The organism is Streptomyces sp. NPDC087263 (assembly GCF_044744645.1).
Lineage (GTDB): Bacteria > Actinomycetota > Actinomycetes > Streptomycetales > Streptomycetaceae > Streptomyces.
In genome coordinates, this window is record NZ_JBIUYT010000001.1 from 588,948 (window position 1) to 612,727 (window position 23,780).

Here is a 23,780-nt window from a genome sequence, read left to right on the forward strand (position 1 = left end):
GGAAACGAGAAGGCCCAGGGCTCAGGGAAGGTTCTCCTGGCCTGGGCCCTCATCGCTTTATCCCGGTGGGCGCGGACGGTTTCGAACCGCCGACATCCGCCTTGTAAGGGCGGCGCTCTACCACTGAGCTACGCGCCCAGGACGAGTCGACAGCCTACATTGCCCGGGGGGATGCCCTGCAAACGCGTATCCGGGGGCCGGGTTCGGTGACCAGCACGGGACAGGCCCGGGAGCGGCCCGCGACCGGTTCGGGGGTTTGCCCCACCTCAGACCCGGGAGTCACCCGGATCCCCCCGCCGCCCGCGGATCCGTACGTTCGAAGAGCGTCGGAAGAGCAGGTGCCCGAGAGGCCCGGCGCACGTCGCGGTACTTCTCAGGGGGAGACCTTCATGGCTCGCACAGTACGTAATCGGACCGCACGTACCCGTACCCGCACAGCACGTACGCATACTCGCTCGACGCGTACCCGCGCGGTCGCCGTCACCGGCGCCATGGCCGTCGTGGCGCTGCTCGCCGCGGGATGCGGCGCCAGTGCCGGGGACGACAAGGAACCCGAGCACCGGTCCTTCGCCCTGAACGGCCGCACGCTCACCGTCGACTCCGACGACTCCGCGCTCGACCTCGTCGTGGCGGACTCGGACGAGGCCGACAAGGTCGAGGTCACCCGCTGGTTCCAGGGCAGCGTCGTCGTCGGCGCGGACCCGAAGGTGACCTGGAAGATGGATGGCGACCGGCTGGTGCTGCGGATGAAGTGCTCGGGTGTGGTCGCCGACTGCTCGGCCAGGCACCGGATCGTGGTGCCGCGCGGCGTCGCCGTCACCGTGAAGGACGCGGACGGAAGCGTGAACGCGCAGGGGTTCAAGGACGCGCTGAGCATCCGTACGTCGGACGGATCCGTACGGGTGAAGGACTCCTCCGGGCCGCTGGAGCTGCGTACCGCCGACGGCTCGATCCACGCGAGCGGCGTCGACTCGCGGCGCGTCCAGGCGCGCACCCAGGACGGCTCCGTACGGCTCGAACTCGACGCCGTACCGGACCTCGTGGAGTCCCGCACCGCGGACGGTTCCGTCACCATCGCGCTGCCGCAGGAGACGTACCGGGTGACGACGGAGAGCGGCGACGGCTCGGTGGATGTGTCGGTGCCGCGGAGTGACGCCAGTTCGCATGTGGTGTCCGCCCACACCGGCGATGGGAAGATCACGGTGCGAACCGCGAACTAACCAGCCCGTGTGTTCGTCCTTAACGGGTGGGAGAATGACACCGGGCAGGGCGTATCACCACACGGGAGAGGGATGTGACGGCGACACCTTCAGAGCCGTACACGGCGTCTGTGCCATGGGCACGGGCAGAAGGTGGTCGCCCTCCGGGCTCCAGGGAGGACCGCCCCTTCGGTTTCCCGCACACCATCTCGTACGCCGTCCGTGACGCGGTGACCCTCATGGCCCTGCCGCTGCTCGTCGCCCTCGCGCTGCCCGCGGCCTTCGCGGGCGGCGGCACCCGGCGCTGGTTCGGCGGGCGCGCCGAGGGTCAGCGGGCCGAGGCACAGGCAGCGAAGGACGCCGCCGCGGCCGCCTTTTACGAACTCGACACCGCCCAGCGTGATCTGCGGATCTCGATAGAGACCATCACGGCCGTCGACGCCTCCCCGGCGGCCCGCCGTGCCGTCTCCGACTTCGAGGCGCTGGGGCGGCGCATCGACGAGGCCAGTCAGCAGTACATCACCGCCGTCGACGCCCACGATCTCGACCGGGACGAGCTGGAGGCCTCGGTCGCCACCCGGGCCCGCACCGAGCTCACCGCCGCCAAGGACGAGCTGGACCGGGTCAAGACGGAGCTGGACCGGTTCGAGCAGGGGCTCGGGCCGCTGCTCGGCAAGGCCGAGACGCAGCTCGCCCGGCTCGCCCCGTCCGTGGAGCGCGCCCGCCAGGCCCTGCTGGCCGCCTCGAACGCGCTGGACGGCGTACGGGGGTCTGGGCTCAAGGCCGACGACCTCGCCGCCCGGCTGGCCGCCCTCGGACCCGAGCTGACCAGGCTCAACCAGGGCGCCGGGCAGCACGGCGTGCCGGAGACGCTGGAGCGCGCCGAGCGGGTCTCGAAGGAGGCCGAGGCGGTACGGACGGAGGCGGAGCGGCTTCCCGAGCGGGCCGCCGAGATCGACCACCGGCTGGTCTCGCTGCGGACCCGCGCGCAGGCACTGACCACGCGATCCGGGCAGGTGGAGCCGGTGCTGAGCGAGCTGCGGCGGCGGTTCTCGGCCGCGTGCTGGCAGGACCTTCAGCATGTGCCGGAGCAGGCCGCGGAGAGCGTACGGCAGGCCGAGCTGAAGCTGAAAGAGGCGCGGACCGCGCGTGACGAGCAGCGCTGGCCGGACGCGACCTCTCTGCTGTCGACCGTCCGGGCGCTGCTCAACAACACCGACGAGGCGGTCTCGGCGGCGGGCGACCGGCTGCGGCGGCTGAACGCCGTGGCGAAGGACCCGCAGCAGGAGATCGACCGCACCCGCTTCGCCATCCGTGACGCCCAGCGCCTGGCCATGGCGGGCCGCAACACCCCCGACCCGCGCCAGGCCCGCCCCCTCGACGAGGCGGTGGCCCGCCTGGAGCGCGCCATCACCTCGCTGGAGGGGCGCCACCCCGACTACTGGCACTTCCTCACCGAGACCGAGGCGGTACGGCAGACGGTGGCGCGGGTGGTCTCGCAGATCCGCGAGGAGCGGGGCGGCGGGGCCTGAGCACCGGGGCAGGTACGGCTCCGGGGCGACGGAGCCTGAACACCGCGTACGGCCCCGGGAGCGGCGAGGCCTGAACACCACGTACGGCTCCAGGTGCGGCGGGACCTGAAATCCGCATACCGCAACACCACGTACAGCCCCGGGGGTGGCGATCCCGGTGTCCCGGGCGGATCCTGAAGATACGTACGGCCTCCGCTAAATGCGTGAGCGTGAGGAGGCGGACATGGCCACACACGTACTTCGCCCGGGAACCAGGCGGCGGCGCATCGACTTCGACGAACATCTGCCCGTCGATCACCGCCTCAGCACCTTCTACCGGATCGGCGCGGGCCTGATGGGCCTCGTACTGCTCGCGTTCGGCATCCTGGGGCTCATCGACAAGGTCGGCTTCTTCGACACCCGCGGGGACCAGGTCGCGGGGCTGAGCACCAACGGCGCGCTCAGCGTGCTGTCGATCTGCGTCGGGCTGCTCCTGTTCGCGGGGATGGTGATCGGCGGGAACTTCGCCTCCACCCTCAACATGGTCCTCGGCGTCCTCTTCATCCTCAGCGGCTTCGTGAACCTGGCGCTGCTCGACACCGGCGCCAACTTCCTCGCCTTCCGCATCCAGAACGTGCTGTTCAGCTTTGTCGTGGGCGTCACGCTGATGTTCTTCGGGATGTACGGAAGGGTCGGCTCGGCCCTGCCTCACGACAACCCGTACTGGAAGGCCCGCCATCCCGAGCGGCAGGAACAGGAGCAGCGTCTGCGGGCCAAGGCCCACGCACTCGCCCTCCAGCGGGCGGGCGGGCGCGAGCTACGCAAGTGACCCTCGGCAGAGGCACGGGGCGCCAGCTAACCTGTGCCCCATGCCTCGCTACGAGTACCGCTGCCGGACCTGCGGCGACACGTTCGAAAAGAGCCGCCCGATGGCGGAGTCCTCCGCCCCCGCGGCCTGCCCCGCCGGCCATGACGACACGGTGAAGCTGCTGTCGACGGTCGCCGTGGGCGGGTCGGCCTCCGCGCCGGCACCCGCCCCGGGCGGTGGCGGTGGCGGCTGCTGCGGCGGGGGCTGCTGCGGCTGACCTACAGGTGTTTCGCCCCCGCCGCCCCTTCCCGTCCCATCCCTGGGGCTCCGCCCCAGACCCCGGACCTAGACCCCGCGGGGTTGTCTTGAGTGTCTTTTGGCTGCGGACCGGTGGGGTCTTGTCGCGCCGTTCCCCGCGCCCCTAGACGGGGCGCGGGTCGTGGTGTTCGCACCCACCCAAGAGCTCCCGCAGTATCCGCTCCCCCGCCGCGACCCCGAACTCCGCAAGCGCCGTAACCGTAGGCGCCATCCACCCCGCCTCCGCCAGTTCCCCATGCCCCGGGCGCCATCCCCGGTCGGCGGCGAGCAGCAGGTCGGCGTCGAGGAGAGAGTCCCCGGCGGCCAGCGTCAGGGACGCTCCCGTGCGCCGCGCGACCTCGTACATCGCCGCGCTCTTGGTGAGCGGCTTCGGTACGGCGTAGATCTTGCGGCCCTGGAGGGACACGGTCCAGCCGCGGTTCTCGGCCCAGACGGCGAGTTCCTTGACCCAGTCCTCGGGGAGCAGTTCGCGCTCGACGACGAGATAGGCGAACAGGTCCTCGGCGACGCGGTGTTTGCGGACCCAGGCCGGGTCGGCGGTGGCCTCCATGTGCTCGCGCACCTCGGTGAGGGAGGCGCACTCGCTGGCCAGCCGTGCGGTGACCCGCGCGTACCAGTCGGGGTCGGAGATGCCGTCGACGAGCAGGTGCCCGCCGTTGGCGCAGATCGCGTACTTCGGGGCAGGGCCCGGCAGGCTGATGCGCTGGTACTGCTTGCGGGTGCGGGTCGTGGTGGGGACGAAGTCCGCCACCTCGCCGAGTTCGGCCAGCAGGGCGGCCGCGGTCTCCGTCATGTACGACAGCGGCCTGCTCTCGTGCACCTCGACGCAGAGCAGCCGGGGCGCCTGCGCGTCCGCCATGGTCAGCGAGAGGGCGGCGGCGGAGTAGATGAGCGTGCGGTCGAGGTCACTGGCGACGAGCACCTTGGGCGAGGCCGTCGAAGGCGCCGAGGCCGACGCGGAAGTATTCGAGACTCCGGGCATCAGACCGTCACCGTCCTGCCGTCGGCACCCGTCGCACCGCGGGTGAACTTCGGGTGGATCAACCCCACGCAGGTGTACGGGAGTTCGGCGACCTCCTCGACGGGCACCCCGCGCTGCTCGGCGAGCAGGCGTACGTGGTCGAGGTCGGCGCCCGCTCCGGCGCGGGCCAGGATCTTCCAGGGGACGCGGCGCAGCAGCACCCGGGTGGTCTCGCCGACGCCCGGCTTGACGAGGTTCACGTCATGGATCCCGTACTCCTCGCTGATCCGCTCGACGGCCCCCCAGCCCTCCCAGGTGGGCGTGCGGTCGGCGGCGAGCAGCTCCTTGGCCTGGGCGCAGGCCGCGTCGGTGATGTCGGGGAAGCGGGCGGCGACGGCGTCCAGGAAGTCGACGGAGACGTCGGATCCGGCGAGCTCGCGGTAGAACTTCGCACCGTGGAAGTCGTGTTCGCCGACGAGGTCGGAGCGCAGGACGGTGCGCGAAATCAGGCCGGACACCGTCGAGTTGAGGCAGGCGGAGGGGATGAGGAAGTCCTCGCGGGTGCCGTACGTCCGCACGCACGAGCCCGGGTCGGCGAGCACCGCGATCTCCGGGTCGAAGCCGGTGACTCCTTCGGCCTCCTCGAACTCCCTTATCGCGTCGGCGAGTTCGCGGGTGATCGCGCCCTTTCCGGTCCAGCCGTCGACGAACACGACGTCGGCGGGGTCGTGGTGGGCGGCCAGCCAGCGCAGCGCGTTGGCGTCGATGCCGCGGCCCCGGACGATGGAGACGGCGTAGTGCGGGAGGTCGAGGCCGTGCCGGTACTGGGCCCAGCGGCGCATCAGGACGCCTACCGGGGTGCCCGCGCGGGCCAGCGACACGAGCACGGGGCGGGGTGAACGCTCGGCGAGCACCAGCTCGGTGACCGCGCCGACGGCCTGGGCGATCCGGGCGGCCGAGGTGTCGAGCGCCGCGTGGAACAGCTCCTGGTAGTGGGCGTTCGGCTGGTACTCGACCGGCAGCGACTCCGCGTAGTGGGCGCCGCCGCTCTGGATGGCCTCCTCGCGCTCCTCGGTCGGCGCCTCCAGCGTCACGTCCGAGAGGTCCTGTAGCAGCCAGCCGACGTCCTCCGGTGCGTACGAGGAGAAGGCTGGGCCGCGGAGGGGCTCGGGGAGCATGGAGGGCCTTTCGGTGGACGGGCGCCCGGGGACGTACGAGGGGACGACGGCGAGCAGGACGTTCGGCGTGTGGGCGGCGAGCTGCGCCAACAGGCCGTCCACGGCGTGCAGTTCGGCGGTGTCGGCGGTGGAGTCGACGACGGCGATGACGGCGTCGAAGCCTGCGCCTGCGACGTTGTAGGCGTAGCGCTCGCCGGGGCCGTCGCCCGGGTTGTCGTGGGCGGGGAAGACGAGCCGGCTGCGTATCGCGTAGCCGGGGTCGTCCAGGGCGAGCACCGGGGACCGGGTGGTCGTGGAGTAGCGCACCTCGGCGGCCACCACCTGCTCCAGCTCGCGGGCCAGTCGCAGCGGCGCGTACATCAACTCCTCGCAGCCGAGTACGAGTACCCGCCGGGCGTCGTCGGGCAGTGCGTCGGCGATCCGCGCGGCCAGCGTGGGCAGGGCGCCGTCCAGCCGTATTCGCTGGCCGGGCGCGAACCCGTGCCGTCCGCCGTCGGGAACGCCACGCGGCCAGCCGAGCTCGACGCGGGTGATTCTCCCGGCACGGGAGCGAGCAAGCGCCGCGAGTGCCGCGGGCCCCGCCGGCGCCGCGAGCGCCGCCGCCTCGTGCTCGGCGACCAGTGCCTGCCCCTTCTCCAGCACCCCTTCGGGAAGGTTCACCGTGCCCGATGCCGCGGTCACCAGATCGACCCGCGCGCCGATCTCCCGGGCGAACTCGTCCAGGCGCCCCAGGTCGGCGGCGGACCGCATGTCGACCAGGGCGACGACGACGTACCGCTCGCGCGGGTAGCGGGCGTGCAGGTCACGGATGGTGTTGAGGACCGTGTTGCCGGTGGAGAACTCGTCGTCGACGAGGACCAGCGGGCCGGAGCCGGCCAGCAGGTCCGGGTTCTCGGGGAGGAGCAGATGCGAGGTGGCGTGCGAGTGGGACTCCTCGAAGCCGCCCGCGCTGGTCACGCCGGGGACGGGTCGGCGGGTGGAGTGCAGGTAGGGCGCGAGGCCCACGCCGTCCGCGACACAGTGGCCGAGCCCGGTGGCCGTCTCGGCATAGCCGAGGACCACCGCGGCACGGCACTCCTCGGCGCCCAGCAGGTCCCGCACGCGCCGGCCGAGCGCGAATCCGTACCCGTACACCACGGACGGCGACTGCGGCACATGCTTGCCGAGCACGTTCGACACGAGCAGATGCGCCCGCTTGGGGTTGCGCCGCAGCGCGAGCCCCAGCAGGTCGCTCAGCTTCTCGTCCCCGACCAGCTCGACGCCGAGCCGCTCGGCGACCCAGGTCCCCGTCCACACCACGTTGCTCATCAATTCCTTAGTCGGTATAGGCCACTACGGCTGGTCGGGCCGCTCAGGTCTCAGCCGGGAAGTCCGGCCTGAGTCGGGAAGTTCAGTCGGGAAGTCCCGCGGCCAGCAGTTCCACGAAGCCGATGTCCTCGTTGGCGACGCCGAAGACCTCGGCGCGCTGAAGGGTGCGCTCGGCCCAGGCGCGGTGCGGCTTCACCTCGTTCATCTTGTTCGTGTACGCCGACCGCAGCACACCCCCGCCGCAGCGCTCGGGCCGCAGGATGTCCTGCGCGTCGCTGTACTCCTCGTGGCTGACCACGGACAACGCGTGCACGGCCGGCACGTGCGAGGGGTGGATGCAGGTCTTGCCGAGCAGGCCGTTGGCGCGGTCGAGGGCGATCTCGCGCAGCAGCCCGTCCAGATCGTGCTCGATGAGTGTCTGGCGCAGTCCCTCGACCTCACCCTCCTGGAAGGGGCTGCGGCGCAGCTGCGGCTTGAACATGCGCTCCTGGACCCGGAAGTACTCCCACACCGGGCCGGTCACCGTGAAGCCGGTGCCATCCGCCCGCCCGAGCACGTTCACCACGTCGGCGATCACGGAGGCGACGATCTGGACGTCGTACGCGGTCATGTCGGGCGCCCTGCGCAGTCCGTACGCCGAGCAGAAGTCGGTGACGCCGAGGCGCAGCGCGAGGACGCGGTCGCGGTATTTGGTGACCGTGCGGTGGATGCCCTCCAGGGTCTCCCTGCGGGTCTCCAGGTGCAGCAGGCCGGGCGATTCGAGGACCGGCATCGCGAAGAGGCGCCGTCCGCTCGTGTTCTCGGCCGCCGTGAGCGCCTCCAGGAAGGGGACGCCCCGCTCCTCGGTGAACTTCGGCAGGACGAATCCGGACAGCAGCCGCACCGCCGGGCCGAACCGCTGGACGAGGTCCGGGATCTGCTCGGGTTCACGGACCCGTACGAAGAGCAGGGGCAGCTCGGAGAGGTGCGGCCGTTCCGCGAGGTCGGTGAACTGGCGGACCAGGTTCTCCTCGGCGCCCACGACCTCGGCGTCGTCGATCGAGTCCTCCAGGCACAGCACCATGGAGACCACGCCGCGCCTGGCCTGCTTGACGATGTCGTCGGCCAGCTGCGGCCTGGTCGCGGGGCTGTAGAGGGTGGCTCCCAGGGCGGCCGCGAGCACGTGCGCCGGCGATTCGGCGGTGAAGACGCTCGGCTCCCGGTGGAAGAGGCGCTGCCGCTCTTCCGGGGCGATATGACCGAAATGACGCATGAATCTCCCCGTGGCGGCTAGGCGGCCAGATCTGATGTGGCCGGTAATAGTACGTATAGATCAATGTCAAGGGTTCCCACCGGGCATGAAGTTCTGGTAACTCAGCCATGTCGACTGTTCGCCGATCCAGGCCGGGGATCTTCACCCCCGCGTTGTCCTGACCAGGCCCCAGAGGGCAGGATGACCGCATGACGCACGCGATGCTGAAAGGGTCGAACGTCCCGCTGGAGGCCACAGCGGTGCGCGCGGTGCTGCGCTGGGCGCCCGGACAGGGTGTCCCGGACGTGGACGCCTCGGCGCTGCTCCTCGGCCACGACGGTCGTGTGCGATCCGACGAGGACTTCGTCTTCTACAACCAGCCCCGCCACCCCTCGGGCAAGGTCAGACTGCTCGGCAAGAAACGCGGGACCGAGGGCCTTACCGACACCATCCAGACGGATCTGTCGGGTGTCGAGTCCGCTGTCGGACAGATTCTGCTGGTCGCATCGGCCGAGGACGTCACCTTCGACCGCGTACGCGGCTTGCGCATCCTGCTGTACGACGCGTCTCTCGCGGACGCCGAACCGCTGGCGTACTTCGACATCACGCCGGAGACCGGCACCGAGACGGCGCTGATCTGTGGCGAACTGTACCGGCGCGACGGGGGCTGGAAGTTCCGGGCGCTCGGCGAGGGCTACTCGGAGGGCCTGCAGGGGCTGGCGAGCGACTACGGGATCCTGGTGGACGAAACGGAGGCCGCCGCCCCGCTGACGGACCCCGCCCCCCACGCCCCGGCGTGGTCCGCGCCCGCCGCCGCCCCCGAGACCTCCGTACCCCTGCCGCCCGAGCAGCCCGCCCCGGTGCCGCAGCAGCCCGCGTACGGCTATCCCGGGCCCCAGGCGGCGCCGGCCCAGCCCTCGTACGGATATCCCCAGCCGTCCAGCCAGCCCGCCTACGGATATCCGGGGCCCCAGACCGCGCCGGCCGCGGCGCCCGCGTACGGCTTCCCGCAGGCGGTCGGCACGCTGCCTGACCCGGACTTCAAACTGCCGCCGCAGGGGCCGCAGTTCATCGGGCGCTGAGCTCCGCCCTGGAGACATCCGCCTTATAAGGGCGGCGCTCGGCGGTCGGCGTACGCCCCTCGCTAGCGGCCGGCCTTGGACTTGTACCCCCGCCCCCATTGCAGCCCCCAGCCGTACAGCCGGTCGAGTTCGGCCTGGAATCCGTACACGAACCGCACCTCGCGGCGCACGATCAGTTCGCCCTTGACGTTCTCGATCATCACGACGGCGCAGGAACGGGCCTGCGGATGGCGTTCGTCGAGGCTGATCTCGACCCGTGGGCCGTTGCTCGGGAAGAGCGTGACGATGGCGTGCGTACGGTCGAAGGCGGGGGTCTGGTCGTAGATGTAGACGAAGACCAGGAGCCGCTGGATGTCTTCGCGGTGGTCGAGGTTGACGTAGATCGTCTCGCCGGACGCCGAGCCGAAGCGGTCGTCGCCGCTGAGTTTGACGTACGGCGGGCCGTTGAGTTCGCCGAAGAAGCTGCCCAGCGGCTGGACGACGCCCTTGGAGCCGTCCTTGAGTTCGTACATGACGCCGAGGTCGAGGTCGACGTTGACCATGCTCTGGGTGTGCGCCTGGACCACTTCCGGCTTGAACGTGCGGAAGGGGTGGCGCAGCAGGCTGCCGCGTTGCGGCCCGCCTATGTCGGAGGTGCGCATCCGCCAGGACAGGTTGATGCGCAGGTTGCCGGTGGCCGCGCCCTGCTTGGTGAGCGAGACCGTGTGGTTCCGCTTGGTCAGCTCGATGGAGTTGGTGGCCGCGCTGCCCGAGTCGAAGTCGGCCGAGCGCCCGCGCCACAGGTCCTGCCAGATGCCCATTCCGCCCCCACGTTCCCTCTGTATGCCTGCGGGGCGGCCGCGAGGACTCGTCCTCAACGGCCGCCCCGTACAAGAGCGTTCCTCACCTGGGCCCGGGTCACACCCCGGAACCCGGACCGGGGTCAGACCCCGGACGAGACCTCGGCCTTGTCGTCCGAGGTCTCACCTTTTCCCTCGGCCGCCGCCAGCGCGTTGTTGCGGCGCACGGAGGACCAGAAGGACCAGGCGATCAGGACGACACCGGTGAGGCCGGTGATGAACTCGTTGATCTCGAAACGGATGGTGACGAGCAGGATCGCCGCGAGGGCGCCGATCGCGTAGTGCGCGCCGTGCTCCAGGTAGACGTAGTCGTCGAGGGTGCCCTGGCGGACCAGGTAGACCGTGAGCGAGCGGACGTACATGGCGCCGATACCGAGGCCGAGCGCCATCAGGATGATGTCGTTCGTGACGGCGAAGGCGCCGATGACACCGTCGAAGGAGAAGGACGCGTCCAGGACCTCGAGGTAGAGGAACATGAAGAACGCGGCCTTGCCGGCGAGGGTCACCGCGGAGACCGGCTTGCCCTCGCGCCTGGCCTCTTCCTCGGCCTCGTGCTCGCGCTCCTCTTCCTCCTCCAGCCGGTTCTCGAAGAAGCCGGAGAGGCCGCCGACCACCAGGTACGTGATGAGACCGCCGACGCCGGAGAGCAGGACCGTCTCCGCCTTGTTGACGTGGATGCCACCGTGCTGGTGGGCGTGCGAGGCGAAGTACAGCGCGGAGACGAGCAGGACGACCAGGGCGATGCAGACCGACAGCATGTCGACCTTGCCGAGCTTGGCCAGCGGGCGCTCGATCCAGCCGAGCCACTTGATGTCACGCTCCTCGAAAATGAAGTCGAGGAAGATCATCAACAGGAACATGCCGCCGAAGGCCGCGATCGCCGGGTGCGCGTCGGTGACCAGCTGCTGGTAACGGTCCGCGTCATTCAGCGCCAGGTCGACGGCATCGATGGGGTTGAGCGACGCGGTGATCGCCACGATCACGACGGGGAAGACCAGCCGCATTCCGAAGACGGCGATCAGAACGCCGACCGTGAGGAAGATCTTTTGCCAGAACGGGCTCATCTTCTTCAGGATTCCGGCGTTGACCACCGCGTTGTCGAAGGACAGCGAGATTTCGAGAACGGAAAGGATCAGGACGATCCCGAACGCCGTCCATCCGTCGATCAACACCGCCGCGACCAAGCCGACCGCGGTGACCGCGAACGACCAGCCGAAGGTTTTCAGGACCACTGGTTACCCCATCGTGTGTTGGGGGGCTACCCCCGGACGAAGTCCGGAGAGGGTTTCCCCCCGCCGTACCCGGCTTTACGAAACGTTGACTCCGAAGTCTAGAGCGATGCCCCGCAAGCCCGACGCGTACCCCTGTCCCACTGCGCGGAACTTCCATTCCGCTCCATAGCGGTAAACCTCGCCGAAGATCATCGCCGTTTCCGTGGAGGCGTCCTCGGACAGGTCGTAGCGCGCGAGTTCCTGGCCGTCGGCCTGGTTGACGACGCGGATGAAAGCGTTGCTGACCTGGCCGAAGGTCTGGCCACGGTTGTCGGCGTCGTGGATGGATACCGGGAAGACGATCTTGTCCACATTGTCCGGAACCTTGGAGAGGTCGATCAGGATCGACTCGTCGTCACCCTCGCCCTCACCCGTGAGGTTGTCCCCGGTGTGCTCCACCGAGCCCTCCGGGCTCTTGAGCTGGTTGTAGAAAACGAAATACTCGTCGCCGAGCACCCGGCCGGAGTTGCACAGCAGTGCGCTGGCGTCCAGGTCGAAGTCGGCTCCGGTGGTGGAGCGTGCGTCCCAGCCGAGCCCGATCAACACCTGTGTGAGGTTGGGTGCGGCCTTCGAGAGGGAGACATTGCCTCCCTTGGCGAGCGTGACGCCCATGATTCTGGTCCTCCCCGAGGTCATACGTTGGGTTGCCGAGCGCGTCCGGCGCCGCACGTGAAGTGTGCGGCGCCGGACGGATGGGCCGAAGGGCTTTTGCTCAGACGTTGACGCCGAAGTCCTGCGCGATACCGCGCAGGCCCGAGGCGTAGCCCTGGCCGATGGCGCGGAACTTCCACTCCGCGCCGTGCCGGTAGAGCTCGCCGAAGACCATGGCGGTCTCCGTCGAGGCGTCCTCGGACAGGTCGTAGCGCGCGATCTCCGCCCCGCCCGACTGGTTCACCACGCGAATGAACGCGTTGCGGACCTGGCCGAAGGACTGCTGGCGGTTCTCGGCGTCGTAGATCGAGACCGGGAAGACGATCTTCTCGATGTCGGCCGGGACGCCGGCGAGGTTGACCTTGATCTGCTCGTCGTCGCCCTCGCCCTCACCGGTGGTGTTGTCCCCGGTGTGCTCGACCGAGCCGTCCGGGCTCTTCAGGTTGTTGAAGAACACGAAGTTGGCGTCACTGCTGACCTTGCCGTCCGGGTTCGTGAGGATGGCGCTGGCGTCGAGGTCGAAGTCGGTGCCGGTGGTGGTGCGGATGTCCCACCCCAGACCGATGATGACCGCGGTCAGTCCCGGGGCCTCCTTCGAAAGCGATACGTTGCCGCCCTTGCTGAGGCTGACTCCCACGAGTCCTCCATTGGTGTTCAGGGGCGGGATGCCCCGACTGCGTTCGGTATCGGATCAACGTGTCGATCCTAGTGACGGGTTCCCGCACCCTGCAGGGCTTGGGACCGAACAATCACAGGGTGTCGAGCGCCTTGACGTACTCGTTCAGGTCGCGCGCGTCCGGCAGGGCGTTGACGACGGTCCAGCGGACGACGCCCTCCTTGTCGATGACGAACGTGCCGCGCACCGCGCAGCCCTTGTCCTCGTCGAAGACGCCGTACGCGCGCGAAGTGTTGCCGTGCGGCCAGAAGTCGGAGAGCAGCGGGTACTCCAGGCCCTCCTGCTCGGCGAAGACGCGCAGGGTGTGGATGGAGTCGTTCGAGACGGCAAGGAGCTGGGTGTCACGGTCGGTGAACTGCGGCAGGTTGTCGCGCAGGGAGCACAGCTCGCCTGTGCACACACCCGTGAAAGCGAACGGGTAGAAGAGCAGCACCACGTTCTTCTCGCCGCGGAAGTCGGACAGTCGCACGGTGGCGCCGTGGTTGTCCTTGAGCTCGAAGTCCGGCGCCTTGGTGCCGACCGCGATCGCCATAGTCACACGCTTCCCTTCCAGGGGGCTGTTCGGGTGAGTCCACCCTACGCAGCGACCCCCGCGACCCGGGGAAGGGCGACACGGCAGAACGCCGGACCGGCTGAACGTGTCAGCGGGTCCGGCGTTCGAGGACGAGGCCCTTCAGGCCGCATGTCCGGGGGTCCGGCGGCGGGAGCCGCCGGAGTGGTTGCCCGGATCGGCCCGGCGGAGTATCAGCGCTTGCCGGACTTGGCCCCCTTCGGGGTGGCCAGCCGGCTGCCGCTCCAGTCCTTGCCCACGCTGGCGCTCTTGGTCGCCGACAGACCCGCAGTCGTCGCCGCTTCGGCGATGTCGCTCGGCTCCACGTAGCCGTCACGGCCGGTCTTCGGCGTCAGCAGGAGGATCGCGCCGCCGTCTTCGATGTACGTGGTGGCATCCACCAGTACGTCGGTCAGGTCGCCGTCCTCGTCGCGGAACCACAGCACCACGGCATCGGCGACGTCGTCGTACTCCTCGTCCACGAGCTCGCTGCCGATGACTTCCTCAATGGCCTCGCGGAGCTCCTGGTCGACGTCGTCGTCGTAGCCGATCTCCTGGACCACCTGCTCGGGCTGGAACCCCAGCCTTGCGGCAGGGTTCGTCCTCTCCTCCGCGTGGTCCGCGGTCGCGCTCACGGGTTGCCTCCTGATCATGTTTCTGGTTGGGGTCTCCCCCGGCTTTGTCGGAGCTTGGGGAGTCTTCTGGCCACGCGCGTACGCGAAGCATTGGCCGTAGTCCACACGGACGGGGCGGATCGCGCAAGTACCCGGCCGTCGAGACCGCCGAAACGGTGACGATCCTGGCGGTGTCGACGCAACTCCAGGCACGGAATCGCGGCACCCAGTGACGCGCACCACACCCTTCTGTCCGGTTTGTGAATTTCACAACCCTTGAAGCGTACGAGACCCGAACGACTTTGCGGAACGCGTCACGGACTGAGCGTATCGTTGCGTTTTGGCCCGGCACGTCCCAACGTACTGCGCGAACGTGCCGGTTACCCCTCGGTAGAGGTGACGATTCCGTTCGCCGGGTACACGATGGGGAACGGTGTGAACACAGCGAAGTACAGCCCCCTCTGACAGCCCTCTGACAGCGAAGGAACAGCGTGGCTTCCGGATCCGATCGCAACCCGATCATCATTGGCGGCCTTCCCAGCCAGGTCCCGGACTTCGACCCTGAGGAGACTCAGGAGTGGCTCGACTCCCTCGACGCCGCCGTCGACGAGCGCGGCCGGGAGCGCGCCCGCTATCTGATGCTGCGGCTCATCGAGCGGGCCCGCGAGAAGCGCGTGGCCGTGCCCGAGATGCGCAGCACGGACTACGTCAACACGATCGCCACCAAGGACGAGCCGTTCTTCCCCGGCAACGAGGAGATCGAGCGCAAGGTCCTGAACGCGACCCGCTGGAACGCGGCGGTGATGGTGTCCAGGGCCCAGCGTCCGGGCATCGGCGTCGGCGGTCACATCGCCACCTTCGCGTCCTCCGCCTCGCTGTACGACGTGGGCTTCAACCACTTCTTCCGCGGCAAGGACGAGGGCGACGGCGGCGACCAGATCTTCTTCCAGGGGCACGCCTCGCCGGGCATCTACGCCCGCGCGTTCCTGCTGGACCGGCTGAGCGAGCAGCAGCTCGACGCGTTCCGGCAGGAGAAGTCGAAGGCGCCGTACGGGCTGTCCTCGTACCCGCACCCGCGGCTGATGCCGGACTTCTGGGAGTTCCCGACCGTCTCCATGGGCCTGGGCCCGCTCGGCGCGATCTTCCAGGCGCGGATGAACCGCTACATGGAGGCGCGCGAGATCGCCGACACCTCCAAGTCGCACGTCTGGGCGTTCCTCGGCGACGGCGAGATGGACGAGCCGGAGTCGCTCGGCCAGCTGTCGATCGCGGCGCGCGAGGGCCTGGACAACCTGACCTTCGTCGTCAACTGCAACCTTCAGCGGCTCGACGGCCCGGTGCGCGGCAACGGCAAGATCATCCAGGAGCTGGAGTCGCAGTTCCGGGGCGCCGGCTGGAACGTCATCAAGCTGGTCTGGGACCGCACCTGGGACCCGCTGCTCGCGCAGGACCGCGACGGCGTGCTGGTCAACCAGCTGAACACCACGCCGGACGGCCAGTTCCAGACGTACGCCACCGAGACCGGCGCGTACATCCGTGAGCACTTCTTCGGGCACGACCACCGGCTGCGCGCGATGGTCGAGAGCATGACGGACGACCAGATCCTGCACCTGGGGCGCGGCGGTCACGACCACAAGAAGGTGTACGCGGCCTTCGCGGCGGCCAAGGCGCACAAGGGCCAGCCGACGGTGGTCCTTGCGCAGACCGTCAAGGGCTGGACGCTCGGCCCGAACTTCGAGGGCCGCAACGCGACCCACCAGATGAAGAAGCTGACGACCGCGGACCTCAAGGGTTTCCGCGACCGGCTGCACATCCCGATCACCGACCAGCAGCTGGAGGGCGGCGCCCCGCCGTACTACCACCCGGGCCGGGACTCGGAAGAGATCCAGTACATGCACGACCGCCGCAAGGGCCTGGGCGGGTACGTCCCGACCCGTGTCGTGCGGTCGAAGCCCCTCGTGCTGCCCGAGGACAAGACGTACGCGAGTGTGAAGAAGGGCTCGGGCCAGCAGTCGATCGCCACCACCATGGCGTTCGTCCGGTTGCTCAAGGACCTCATGCGGGACAAGGAGATCGGCAGGCGGTTCGTGCTGATCGCGCCCGACGAGTACCGCACCTTCGGCATGGACTCGTTCTTCCCGAGCGCGAAGATCTACAACCCGCTCGGCCAGCAGTACGAGTCCGTGGACCGCGATCTGCTGCTCGCGTACAAGGAGTCCCCGACGGGCCAGATGCTGCACGACGGCATCTCGGAGGCGGGCTGTACGGCGTCGCTGATCGCCGCGGGTTCGGCGTATGCCACGCACGGCGAGCCGCTGATCCCGGTCTACGTCTTCTACTCGATGTTCGGTTTCCAGCGCACCGGCGACCAGTTCTGGCAGATGGCCGACCAGTTGGCGCGCGGTTTCGTACTGGGTGCGACCGCCGGCCGTACGACTCTGACCGGTGAGGGTCTCCAGCACGCGGACGGCCACTCCCAGCTGCTCGCCTCGACGAACCCGGGGTGTGTCGCGTACGACCCGGCGTACGGGTACGAGATCGCGTACATCGTCAAGGACGGGCTGCGCCGGATGTACGGCCCCGATAGCGAAGATGTGTTCTATTACCTGACCGTCTACAACGAGCCGATCCAGCATCCGGCAGAACCGGAGAGCGTGGACGTGGACGGCATTCTGAAGGGCATCTACCGCCTGAAGTCGGGCGATCAAGGCACCACGACGGCGCAGATCATGGCCTCCGGTGTCGCGGTGCCGTGGGCGGTCGAGGCGCAGCAGATCCTGGCCGCCGACTGGAACGTGAAGGCGGACGTCTGGTCGGCGACCTCCTGGAACGAGCTGCGGCGCGAGGCCATCGAGGTGGAGCGGCACAATCTGCTGCACCCCGAGGAGGAGCAGCGCGTCCCGTACGTGACGCAGAAGCTGTCGGGGGCCGAGGGTCCGTTCGTCGCCGTCTCCGACTGGATGCGGTCCGTCCCCGACCAGATCTCCCGGTGGGTACCGGGGACCTACCAGTCCCTGGGCGCCGACGGCTTCGGCTTCGCGGACACGCGTGGGGCGGCCCGGCGCTTCTTCCACATCGACGCGCAGTCGATCGTGGTCGCGGTGCTGACCGAGCTGGCGCGCGAGGGCAAGGTCGACCGGTCGGTGCTGAAGCAGGCGATCGACCGCTACCAACTGCTCGACGTGCAGGCGGCCGACCCGGGGGCCGCGGGCGGCGACGCGTAGTTCGTTCTCCCTTGCGTACGTCTCCTTTCGTACGTCTCCTGAGGGGCGGTGGGGCCACGGGCCTCGCCGCCCCTTCGCTGTCTTCTTATTACTTACGATGCGGGCATGAAGGAGCAGTCGGCACAGGTCCGCCGGGAACGGCGCACGCAGCGGCCGCTGCTGGGGTTCGCCCTGGCGTTCGCCGTCGCCTACGCCGTGCCGATCGCGTGGCCCGCCGCGGGTCACGACGTGGCGTCCGTGTGCACGGCGGTGGAGTGGGTGGTGTGGGGCGCGTTCGCGGCGGACTACGCCGCCCGGCTGGTGCTGGCCGAGCAGCGCAAGGAGTTCGTACGGACACACTGGCTGGACCTGATCGCGGTGGTGCTGCCGCTGGTCCAGCCGTTGCGGCTGCTGCGGCTCGTCTCCACGCTGCTGCTCGTCGGGCAACGGGCCCGGATCGCCTCACAGATACAGCTCACGACGTACGTCGCGGGCTCGGTGGTGGGCCTGTTGATGTTCGGCTCGCTCGCGGTCCTCTCCGTGGAGCGGGACTCGCCGAACGGGAACATCAGGACGCTGGGCGACGCCGTGTGGTGGTCGTTCACGACGATGACGACGGTGGGGTACGGGGATCACGCCCCGACCACCGGTCTGGGCCGCGTGCTCGCGGTCGGTCTGATGCTCTCCGGCATCGCCCTGCTGGGTGTCGTCACCGCCAACATCGCCGCCTGGTTCATCTCCCGCTTCGAGATGGACGACGTCGAGGAACGCCGGCAGACGGCCGCGATCACCGCCCTCACGGAGGAGGTACGCGCCCTGCGGGCGGAGGTGGCGACGCTGTCACGGGGTACGGCGCCTGAAGGCACGCCCTTCACGGCGGCGCCGCACCCGGTGCCGGGTGCGGCGGAGGAACACTCGTCGCTCTGGTCAACCGCCGTGTGCGAAGCGCGAGTCGGTGCGAGTTACCGTCCTGGACCGCGCTCAGAGCAGTCCGGTGCCCGGGCCTGCCGTGCCGGCCAGCCACATGATGGCCAGCAGCGTGTCGATCGCCCCCAGGACGAGCGCGACGACGGCCGGGATGGGACGGGCTCCGGCCCAGCTGCGACCCATGGCGAGCCAGCCGCAGACGATCGCCACCGGGCCGAGGATGATCCCCAGCACGAAGAATCCGGCGATCGCACAGATGAGCCCCACGGTGCCCAGCGTCGCGCGATCCGGCCCGGTCCGTGACCTCGTACGGCTACGTGAACGGGGGTACCTGCGCGTGCCGTTTCCAAAGCCCGCCATCATCCATCAACTCCTGAACTCCCGGAAAGGCTCGGTCGGTTCGGGTCGATATGCGGGTACCCCGGTATCCCGGATTGAGACCTGTCGGCGCGCTGCCCCCCTCCGGCAGCGCGCCGCAAGTCCGGTCGTCCTCCAGGTCGTACGGAGGACTTGACCCACTGTGACGTGCGGCGCGTGCCGGGTGCGAGGGATCTTTAGCGTTGTCACCCTGATAGGGGAAACGGCCCCTGGAGCGGGCCCCGGGACAGGCCCTGGACAGGAACAGGTCCTAGATGTGGCCGGCGCCGGCGCCCGCCTCCGCGTTGTCGCCCCGCTTGGTGAGCAGTGCGACGAAGACCGCCACGACGGCGACCCCGGACGCGACCAGGCAGGCCAGGCTCATGCCGGAGATGAACGTGTCGTGGGCGACGTCCGTGATCTGCGCGGCGAGGGCGGCGGGCGTGTCCGGGGTGACCGGCGCGGCGCCGACCTGGACCGCCTCGGAGGCCGCGTCCAGCTGCTCCGGGGTGAGCGGGGGCAGTTTGGCGTCGGCCCAGTTGCCCGCGAGGTCGCCGTCGACCTTGGAGGCCATGACGGCGCCGAGTACCGCCGTACCGAGGCTGCCGCCGATCTGCATCGCGGCCTGCTGGAGGCCACCGGCGACACCGGAGAGCTCCATCGGCGCGTTGCCCACGATGACCTCGGTGGCGCCGACCATGACCGGCGCGAGACCGAAGCCGAGACCGCCGAACCAGAGCGACATGACGAAGCTGCCGGTGTTCGTGTCCAGCGTGGACATGCCGTACATGGAGATCGCGGTGAGGGCCATACCGCCGGCGAGCGGGATGCGCGGGCCGGTCTTGGTGATCATGATGCCGGCCAGCGGGGAGGCCACGATCATCATTCCGGTCAGCGGGAGAAGGTGCAGGCCCGCGTCGACCGGGCTCATCCCGTGCACGTTCTGCAGGTAGAAGGTGACGAAGAACAGGCCGCCCAGGAAGGCGATGGCCATCAGGACCATGAGGACCACGCCCGCCGACAGCGGCACGGAGCGGAACAGCCCCAAGGGGATCAGCGGTTCCTTCACCCGCTTCTCCCAGAAGGCGAAGAGCGCGAAGCCGAGCACCGAGGCGCCCAGGAAGGCCCAGGTCAGACCGTCGCCCCAGCCCCAGGTCGGGGCCTTGATGAGGGCCCAGACCAGACAGAACATGGCGATGGAGAGCAGCGCTATGCCGAGGATGTCGAAGGAGCGGGGCGCGTTCTTCGCGCGGTGGTCGGTCAGGATCAGCGCGCCGAGGACCAGCGCGGTGACGCCGACCGGCACGTTGATGAAGAACACCGACTGCCAGCTGACGTGCTGGACGAGCAGACCGCCGAGGATCGGGCCGCCCGCGGTGGACGCGCCGATGACCATGCCCCAGATACCGATCGCCATGTTCAGCTTCTCGGCCGGGAAGGTGGCCCGCAGCAGACCGAGCGCGGCCGGCATCAGCAGCGCGCCGAACAGACCCTGAAGGACGCGGAAGGTGACCACCAGGGCGATGCTGCTGGAGAACCCGATGGCCCCGGAGGCCGCGGCGAAGCCGATCACGCCGATGAGGAAGGTCTGCCGGTGGCCGAACCGGTCGCCGAGCTTGCCCGCGGTGATCAGGGTGACCGCGAGCGCGAGGAAGTAGCCGTTGGTGATCCACTGGACGTCGGCGAAGCTCGCGCCGAGGTCCTTCTGGATGGCCGGGTTGGCGATGGCCACGATGGTGCCGTCCAGGGCGACCATCATGACGCCGAAGGCGACGGTGAACAGGGTGAACCAGGGGTGGCCGCGCAGCCCCGCGGACGGCGTCGGTCCGGAGACGGGTGCCGGGGCCTTGTCGGCCGGTCCCGTCGCGTCGACGGTGGTCTGACTAGTCATGTTTTCGAGGCTAGTGTCAGCCGCTGACAGTTGACAAACCAATTGACAAGTCGGTAACTGTCACGTCACTCGCGAGTACTTTGAACTGGGCAGACGGTTCACAAGGTGCGGACGATCCGGAGGCGAGGGACCAGAGAAGAGGGACCATGGACACGGCGGACCATACCGGCCCGGCGCCTCGGCTGGGACTGCGCGAGCTCAAGAAACAGCGCACCCGGGACGCGCTCCTGCACGCCGCCCTCGAACTGTTCACCAGCCAGGGGTACGAGCGGACGACCGTGGACGAGATCACCGAGGCCGTCGACGTCTCCCAGCGCACCTTCTTCCGCTACTTCGCGGGCAAGGAGGAGGCCGCCCTCTTCACCCAGCGGCTCACCGAGTCGCACTTCGTCGCTGCCGTGCGCGAACGCCCGCCCCACGAAGCCCCGTTGGAGGTTCTGCGGCGCTCCGTCCTGGAGAGCTGGGACACCATCGGCGAGGCGATCGAGGCCGTCATCCCGATCGAACTACACATGCGCACCCTTCGGTTGATCGAGTCGACACCCGCGCTGCTCGCCGTCAATCTGCGCCGTTCCGCGGAGCTGGAGGAGGAGATCGCCCAGGTGATCGCCGAGCGCGAGGGGCTCGACCTGGACGCGGACCCGCGCCCGCGCGTCGCGGTCGCCGCGTTCAGCGGGGTGATGCGTGTGACGAGCCGCCTGTGGGGCCAGGGCGAGGACATCGGCGTCGAGGGGATCCGCGAACTGACCGCCTCCTACCTGAGCCATGTGGGGCCCGCACTGGCGGAAACATGGCGTAGGGAATAACTCCTGCCGTACGGAGAGACGTCCGACCGGCGCACCCCACACCGCCCATCCAGCACACAGAGTCACAGATCACCCACAGGAGTTCGACTTTCCTTACTCAGTGTGACGATTTAGCTCAAACTGAACACGCTTTGCCCCAGTTACCCCACCAGAAACGTGATCCGCCTCACTCGGTTAACGCGAGACCCGTTTGTTCTCCTAGTGTGTCCTCCCAGTGACTTCCTTCGACGCTTCCCCCCAACTGAACGTCTGGCGCGCACTGCTCGCGCTGGCCGTGGTGTTCGTGATGCTGGCCACCAGTGGCTGGACCGCGATTCACAGCCATCGGGGGTCGTCGGCCCTCGAATCCTCACGCTCCGCGTGGGAGCACGGCAGCCTCGCCGGGCACCCGCTCCCGGACACCGACTCCGCGCCTAGCGTCGTGGCCCGCTTCTTCGCCTCGCTCGACGCCGGCCAGCGCGACCGTCTCGCCCACAGCTACCCACTCGCGGTCGGCAACATGAACGGCGCGCCCGTGACCCTGCGCTACCAGGCGAACCGCCTCGCCCTGGAGAAACAGCGCAAGGTCGAGCTCAAGCGCATGCACGACACCCGGCTCTCGCCGCTCGGGCAGCACGAGGCGGGCCGCCGTATGCACCGCTACGAGGCGCTGCTCGAAAAGGGCCGCAAGATCCTCGCCTTCGACCCGATGGGATCGGGCCGGATCGCCGAGGTCGTCGGAGACCTCGACACGGCCGAACGCGTCTCGGTCGTGGTGCCGGGCGTCGACACGAACCTGCTCACCTTCCAGCGCACGGCCAAGAAGTACACGGCGCCGGTCGGCATGGCGCAGTCCCTGTACGCGGCGGAGCACGAGGCGAGCCCCACCACGCGTACGGCCGTGATCGCCTGGGCTGACTACACCGCACCCAGCGGGCTCGGCATCGACTCGGCCACCGCGATGCGCGCCGAGGAGGGCGCGGTCCGGCTGAACGCACTGGTACGAGCGCTGCCGGGAAGCTCATCGGTGGCGCTGTACTGCCACAGCTACGGATCCGTGCTGTGCGGGGTCGCCGCCAAGGAGCTGCCCTCCCGGGTCTCCGACATAGCGGTCGCGGGCAGCCCCGGGATGCGGGCCGACACGGTCACGGCACTGCACACCACGGCCCAGGTCTGGGCGATGCGGGACGCCGACGACTGGATCCAGGACGTACCGCACCTCGAGGTCGGAGGGCTCGGACACGGCGCCGACCCGGTGTCGGCGGGGTTCGGGGCGCGGGTCCTGTCCGCGCGGGGCTCCAAGGGCCACACCGGCTACTTCGAGCCGGGCACCGACAGCCTCCACAACTTCGCGGAGATCGGCATCGGCGCGTACGGCTCGGTGGACTGCGCGCACACGGATGAAGCGTGCCGGACGGGTTTGCCCGGCGGGTCGTCAGCCTGACGCGCGTAGAAGCGAAAGGACCGCGGTCCGCCAAGGGAGGCGACGCGGGCCTGCGCGCCGCATACGATGGCCCGCATGGGTGACGTACTGGCCGGGTTTCATGCCGTCTGGGAGTTCGAGTCCGACTCCGTGCTCATCCGCTTCGAACGGGGAATCCGCACGCCGAAGCTGTTCCAGGCGCTCGGCGAACGCCGTATCCCGCTCGAGGCGATCGCGGCGGTGACACTGACGCCCGGGAAGCGCGGCACGGTGGTCCTGCATGCCGTGCCCAGACCCGGCGCCGACCCGCTGATGGAGGCGGCCGCGGGACAGCTCAAGGAGGGGTGCGACCCCTATCGTCTGGTGCTGCCCGCCGAGCGCGAGACGCTCGCCGAGTACTACGCGGACGAGCTGCGCGCGCAGCTCACGAAGGACGACGAACCCGCCGAGCGGTATCTCGTCGCAGCGCCCGAGGCGCCGTTGCACTTCAAGGCGTACGACGGCAAGGCGTCCTTCGACGGCCGGTCGGTGTCCTTCCGGTGGTTCTGGACGGGAGCCTCGTCGGCGAAGTGGAAGGCCGGTGACCAGACCTTCCCCATCACGGGTCTCAGCGGTGTCGCATGGCGTTCGCCCGAGGTCTTCGAGGGGCATCTGCGGCTGTTGCGCCGTGAGCCGGCTGTGGCACAGCCCGCGCAGGCCGATCAGGATCCGGCGGCGGTCGTGTTCGGGCTCGGGTACGGGCCGGTGCACGAGTCGTTGCCGTTCGCGGCGGCTGTGCTGGCTGCGGTACGGGGGTCCGGCGGGGCGCCTGTACCGGCCCTCGCCCCTCCCGCGTCCCGGCGCGATCCCGCCGACATCGCCGAGCGCATCCGGCACCTCGGCGAGCTCCGCGACGCCGGCCTCGTGACGGACGAGGAGTTCTCTACGAAGAAGGCGGAGCTGCTGGCGGAGCTGTGACCCGAGGGGCTGGGGTGGAGCAGTTTTCGCCCCTCCGCCC

Annotated in this window: 19 protein-coding genes, 1 tRNA gene and 2 pseudogenes; 10 read left to right on the top strand and 12 right to left on the bottom strand. The window is 69.3% G+C overall.

Features of this window, described 5'->3' with window-relative positions:
• Positions 1–66: 66 nt before the first annotated feature.
• Positions 67–138: transfer RNA gene (locus tag ACIPC1_RS02640), tRNA-Val, on the bottom strand.
• A gap of 251 nt (positions 139–389) precedes the next feature.
• Between ACIPC1_RS02640 and ACIPC1_RS02645 the strand changes: the two genes are divergently transcribed.
• From ACIPC1_RS02645 to ACIPC1_RS02660, 4 genes are all read left to right on the top strand, one after another.
• Complete coding sequence (locus tag ACIPC1_RS02645; RefSeq protein WP_402512641.1) at positions 390–1,220, top strand: DUF4097 family beta strand repeat-containing protein; 831 nt, start codon at positions 390–392, stop codon at positions 1,218–1,220.
• A gap of 74 nt (positions 1,221–1,294) precedes the next feature.
• Positions 1,295–2,731, top strand: coding sequence for a hypothetical protein (locus tag ACIPC1_RS02650; protein ID WP_402512643.1), 1,437 nt, complete (start codon positions 1,295–1,297; stop codon positions 2,729–2,731).
• A gap of 223 nt (positions 2,732–2,954) precedes the next feature.
• Entirely contained in the window at positions 2,955–3,539 is a 585-nt protein-coding gene (locus ACIPC1_RS02655) for a DUF4383 domain-containing protein (protein WP_402512645.1), read from the top strand.
• A 40-nt stretch (positions 3,540–3,579) separates the two neighbouring features.
• Complete coding sequence (locus ACIPC1_RS02660; RefSeq protein WP_384392035.1) at positions 3,580–3,795, top strand: zinc ribbon domain-containing protein; 216 nt, start codon at positions 3,580–3,582, stop codon at positions 3,793–3,795.
• Positions 3,796–3,939: 144 nt separating this feature from the next.
• Here the strand turns inward: ACIPC1_RS02660 and ACIPC1_RS02665 are convergent, their stop codons facing one another.
• The 3 genes from ACIPC1_RS02665 to ACIPC1_RS02675 all read right to left on the bottom strand — a co-directional run bounded on the left by ACIPC1_RS02665 (position 3,940) and on the right by ACIPC1_RS02675 (position 8,535).
• Positions 3,940–4,818, bottom strand: a complete 879-nt coding sequence (locus ACIPC1_RS02665) for an HAD family hydrolase (RefSeq protein WP_402512647.1) — start codon at positions 4,816–4,818, stop codon at positions 3,940–3,942.
• A complete protein-coding gene (locus tag ACIPC1_RS02670; RefSeq protein WP_402512649.1) occupies positions 4,818–7,283 on the bottom strand; it encodes a phosphoribosyltransferase in 2,466 nt (821 codons plus the stop codon). Before ACIPC1_RS02670 ends, ACIPC1_RS02665 begins: the two co-directional genes overlap by 1 nt.
• 82 nt (positions 7,284–7,365) lie before the next feature.
• Positions 7,366–8,535, bottom strand: a complete 1,170-nt coding sequence (locus tag ACIPC1_RS02675; protein WP_402512650.1) for an HpcH/HpaI aldolase/citrate lyase family protein — start codon at positions 8,533–8,535, stop codon at positions 7,366–7,368.
• 188 nt (positions 8,536–8,723) lie between these two features.
• Here ACIPC1_RS02675 and ACIPC1_RS02680 point away from each other — a divergent pair, with 188 nt between their 5' ends.
• Positions 8,724–9,596 (top strand): TerD family protein, encoded by an 873-nt coding sequence (locus ACIPC1_RS02680; RefSeq protein WP_402512652.1) that lies wholly within the window; start codon positions 8,724–8,726, stop codon positions 9,594–9,596.
• 62 nt (positions 9,597–9,658) lie between these two features.
• Here ACIPC1_RS02680 and ACIPC1_RS02685 read toward each other — a convergent pair whose 3' ends face one another.
• The 6 genes from ACIPC1_RS02685 to ACIPC1_RS02710 all read right to left on the bottom strand — a co-directional run bounded on the left by ACIPC1_RS02685 (position 9,659) and on the right by ACIPC1_RS02710 (position 14,218).
• Positions 9,659–10,396 carry a Tellurium resistance gene (locus ACIPC1_RS02685; protein WP_402512653.1) on the bottom strand — a complete coding sequence of 246 codons (738 nt, stop codon included), beginning with the start codon at positions 10,394–10,396 and terminating at the stop codon, positions 9,659–9,661.
• Positions 10,397–10,518: 122 nt separating this feature from the next.
• The gene (locus tag ACIPC1_RS02690) at positions 10,519–11,667 is read right to left on the bottom strand and encodes a DUF475 domain-containing protein (RefSeq protein ID WP_402512654.1); all 1,149 of its coding nucleotides are present in this window, start codon (positions 11,665–11,667) and stop codon (positions 10,519–10,521) included.
• 75 nt (positions 11,668–11,742) lie between these two features.
• The gene (locus ACIPC1_RS02695) at positions 11,743–12,318 is read right to left on the bottom strand and encodes a TerD family protein (protein WP_384385520.1); all 576 of its coding nucleotides are present in this window, start codon (positions 12,316–12,318) and stop codon (positions 11,743–11,745) included.
• Between the two features lie 100 nt (positions 12,319–12,418).
• The gene (locus ACIPC1_RS02700; RefSeq protein WP_384385523.1) at positions 12,419–12,994 is read right to left on the bottom strand and encodes a TerD family protein; all 576 of its coding nucleotides are present in this window, start codon (positions 12,992–12,994) and stop codon (positions 12,419–12,421) included.
• 112 nt (positions 12,995–13,106) lie between these two features.
• Positions 13,107–13,565, bottom strand: coding sequence for a peroxiredoxin (locus ACIPC1_RS02705; RefSeq protein ID WP_402513370.1), 459 nt, complete (start codon positions 13,563–13,565; stop codon positions 13,107–13,109).
• Between the two features lie 212 nt (positions 13,566–13,777).
• Positions 13,778–14,218, bottom strand: a complete 441-nt coding sequence (locus ACIPC1_RS02710) for a DUF3052 domain-containing protein (RefSeq protein WP_402512656.1) — start codon at positions 14,216–14,218, stop codon at positions 13,778–13,780.
• Between the two features lie 470 nt (positions 14,219–14,688).
• Between ACIPC1_RS02710 and aceE the strand changes: the two genes are divergently transcribed.
• Both aceE and ACIPC1_RS02720 read left to right on the top strand, forming a co-directional pair.
• Positions 14,689–17,421: a pyruvate dehydrogenase (acetyl-transferring), homodimeric type gene (gene aceE, locus ACIPC1_RS02715; RefSeq protein ID WP_402512657.1), complete on the top strand. Its 2,733-nt coding sequence runs from the start codon at positions 14,689–14,691 to the stop codon at positions 17,419–17,421.
• A 105-nt stretch (positions 17,422–17,526) separates the two neighbouring features.
• Positions 17,527–18,246: pseudogene (locus ACIPC1_RS02720) on the top strand (potassium channel family protein); the annotation flags it as partial.
• 135 nt (positions 18,247–18,381) lie between these two features.
• On the opposite strand, the gene ACIPC1_RS02725 reads toward ACIPC1_RS02720, so the two are convergent.
• Together ACIPC1_RS02725 and ACIPC1_RS02730 are read right to left on the bottom strand one after the other, a co-directional pair.
• A complete protein-coding gene (locus tag ACIPC1_RS02725; RefSeq protein ID WP_384385533.1) occupies positions 18,382–18,690 on the bottom strand; it encodes a small hydrophobic protein in 309 nt (102 codons plus the stop codon).
• Between the two features lie 200 nt (positions 18,691–18,890).
• Positions 18,891–20,575: pseudogene (locus ACIPC1_RS02730) on the bottom strand (MFS transporter).
• 146 nt (positions 20,576–20,721) lie between these two features.
• On the opposite strand from ACIPC1_RS02730, the gene ACIPC1_RS02735 reads away from it, so the two are divergent.
• The 3 genes from ACIPC1_RS02735 to ACIPC1_RS02745 all read left to right on the top strand — a co-directional run bounded on the left by ACIPC1_RS02735 (position 20,722) and on the right by ACIPC1_RS02745 (position 23,740).
• A complete protein-coding gene (locus ACIPC1_RS02735; RefSeq protein WP_402512659.1) occupies positions 20,722–21,381 on the top strand; it encodes a TetR family transcriptional regulator in 660 nt (219 codons plus the stop codon).
• Between the two features lie 214 nt (positions 21,382–21,595).
• A complete protein-coding gene (locus ACIPC1_RS02740; RefSeq protein ID WP_402512661.1) occupies positions 21,596–22,804 on the top strand; it encodes an alpha/beta hydrolase in 1,209 nt (402 codons plus the stop codon).
• Positions 22,805–22,879: 75 nt separating this feature from the next.
• Positions 22,880–23,740 carry a DUF4429 domain-containing protein gene (locus tag ACIPC1_RS02745; protein ID WP_402512662.1) on the top strand — a complete coding sequence of 287 codons (861 nt, stop codon included), beginning with the start codon at positions 22,880–22,882 and terminating at the stop codon, positions 23,738–23,740.
• The last annotated feature ends 40 nt before the right edge of the window (positions 23,741–23,780 follow it).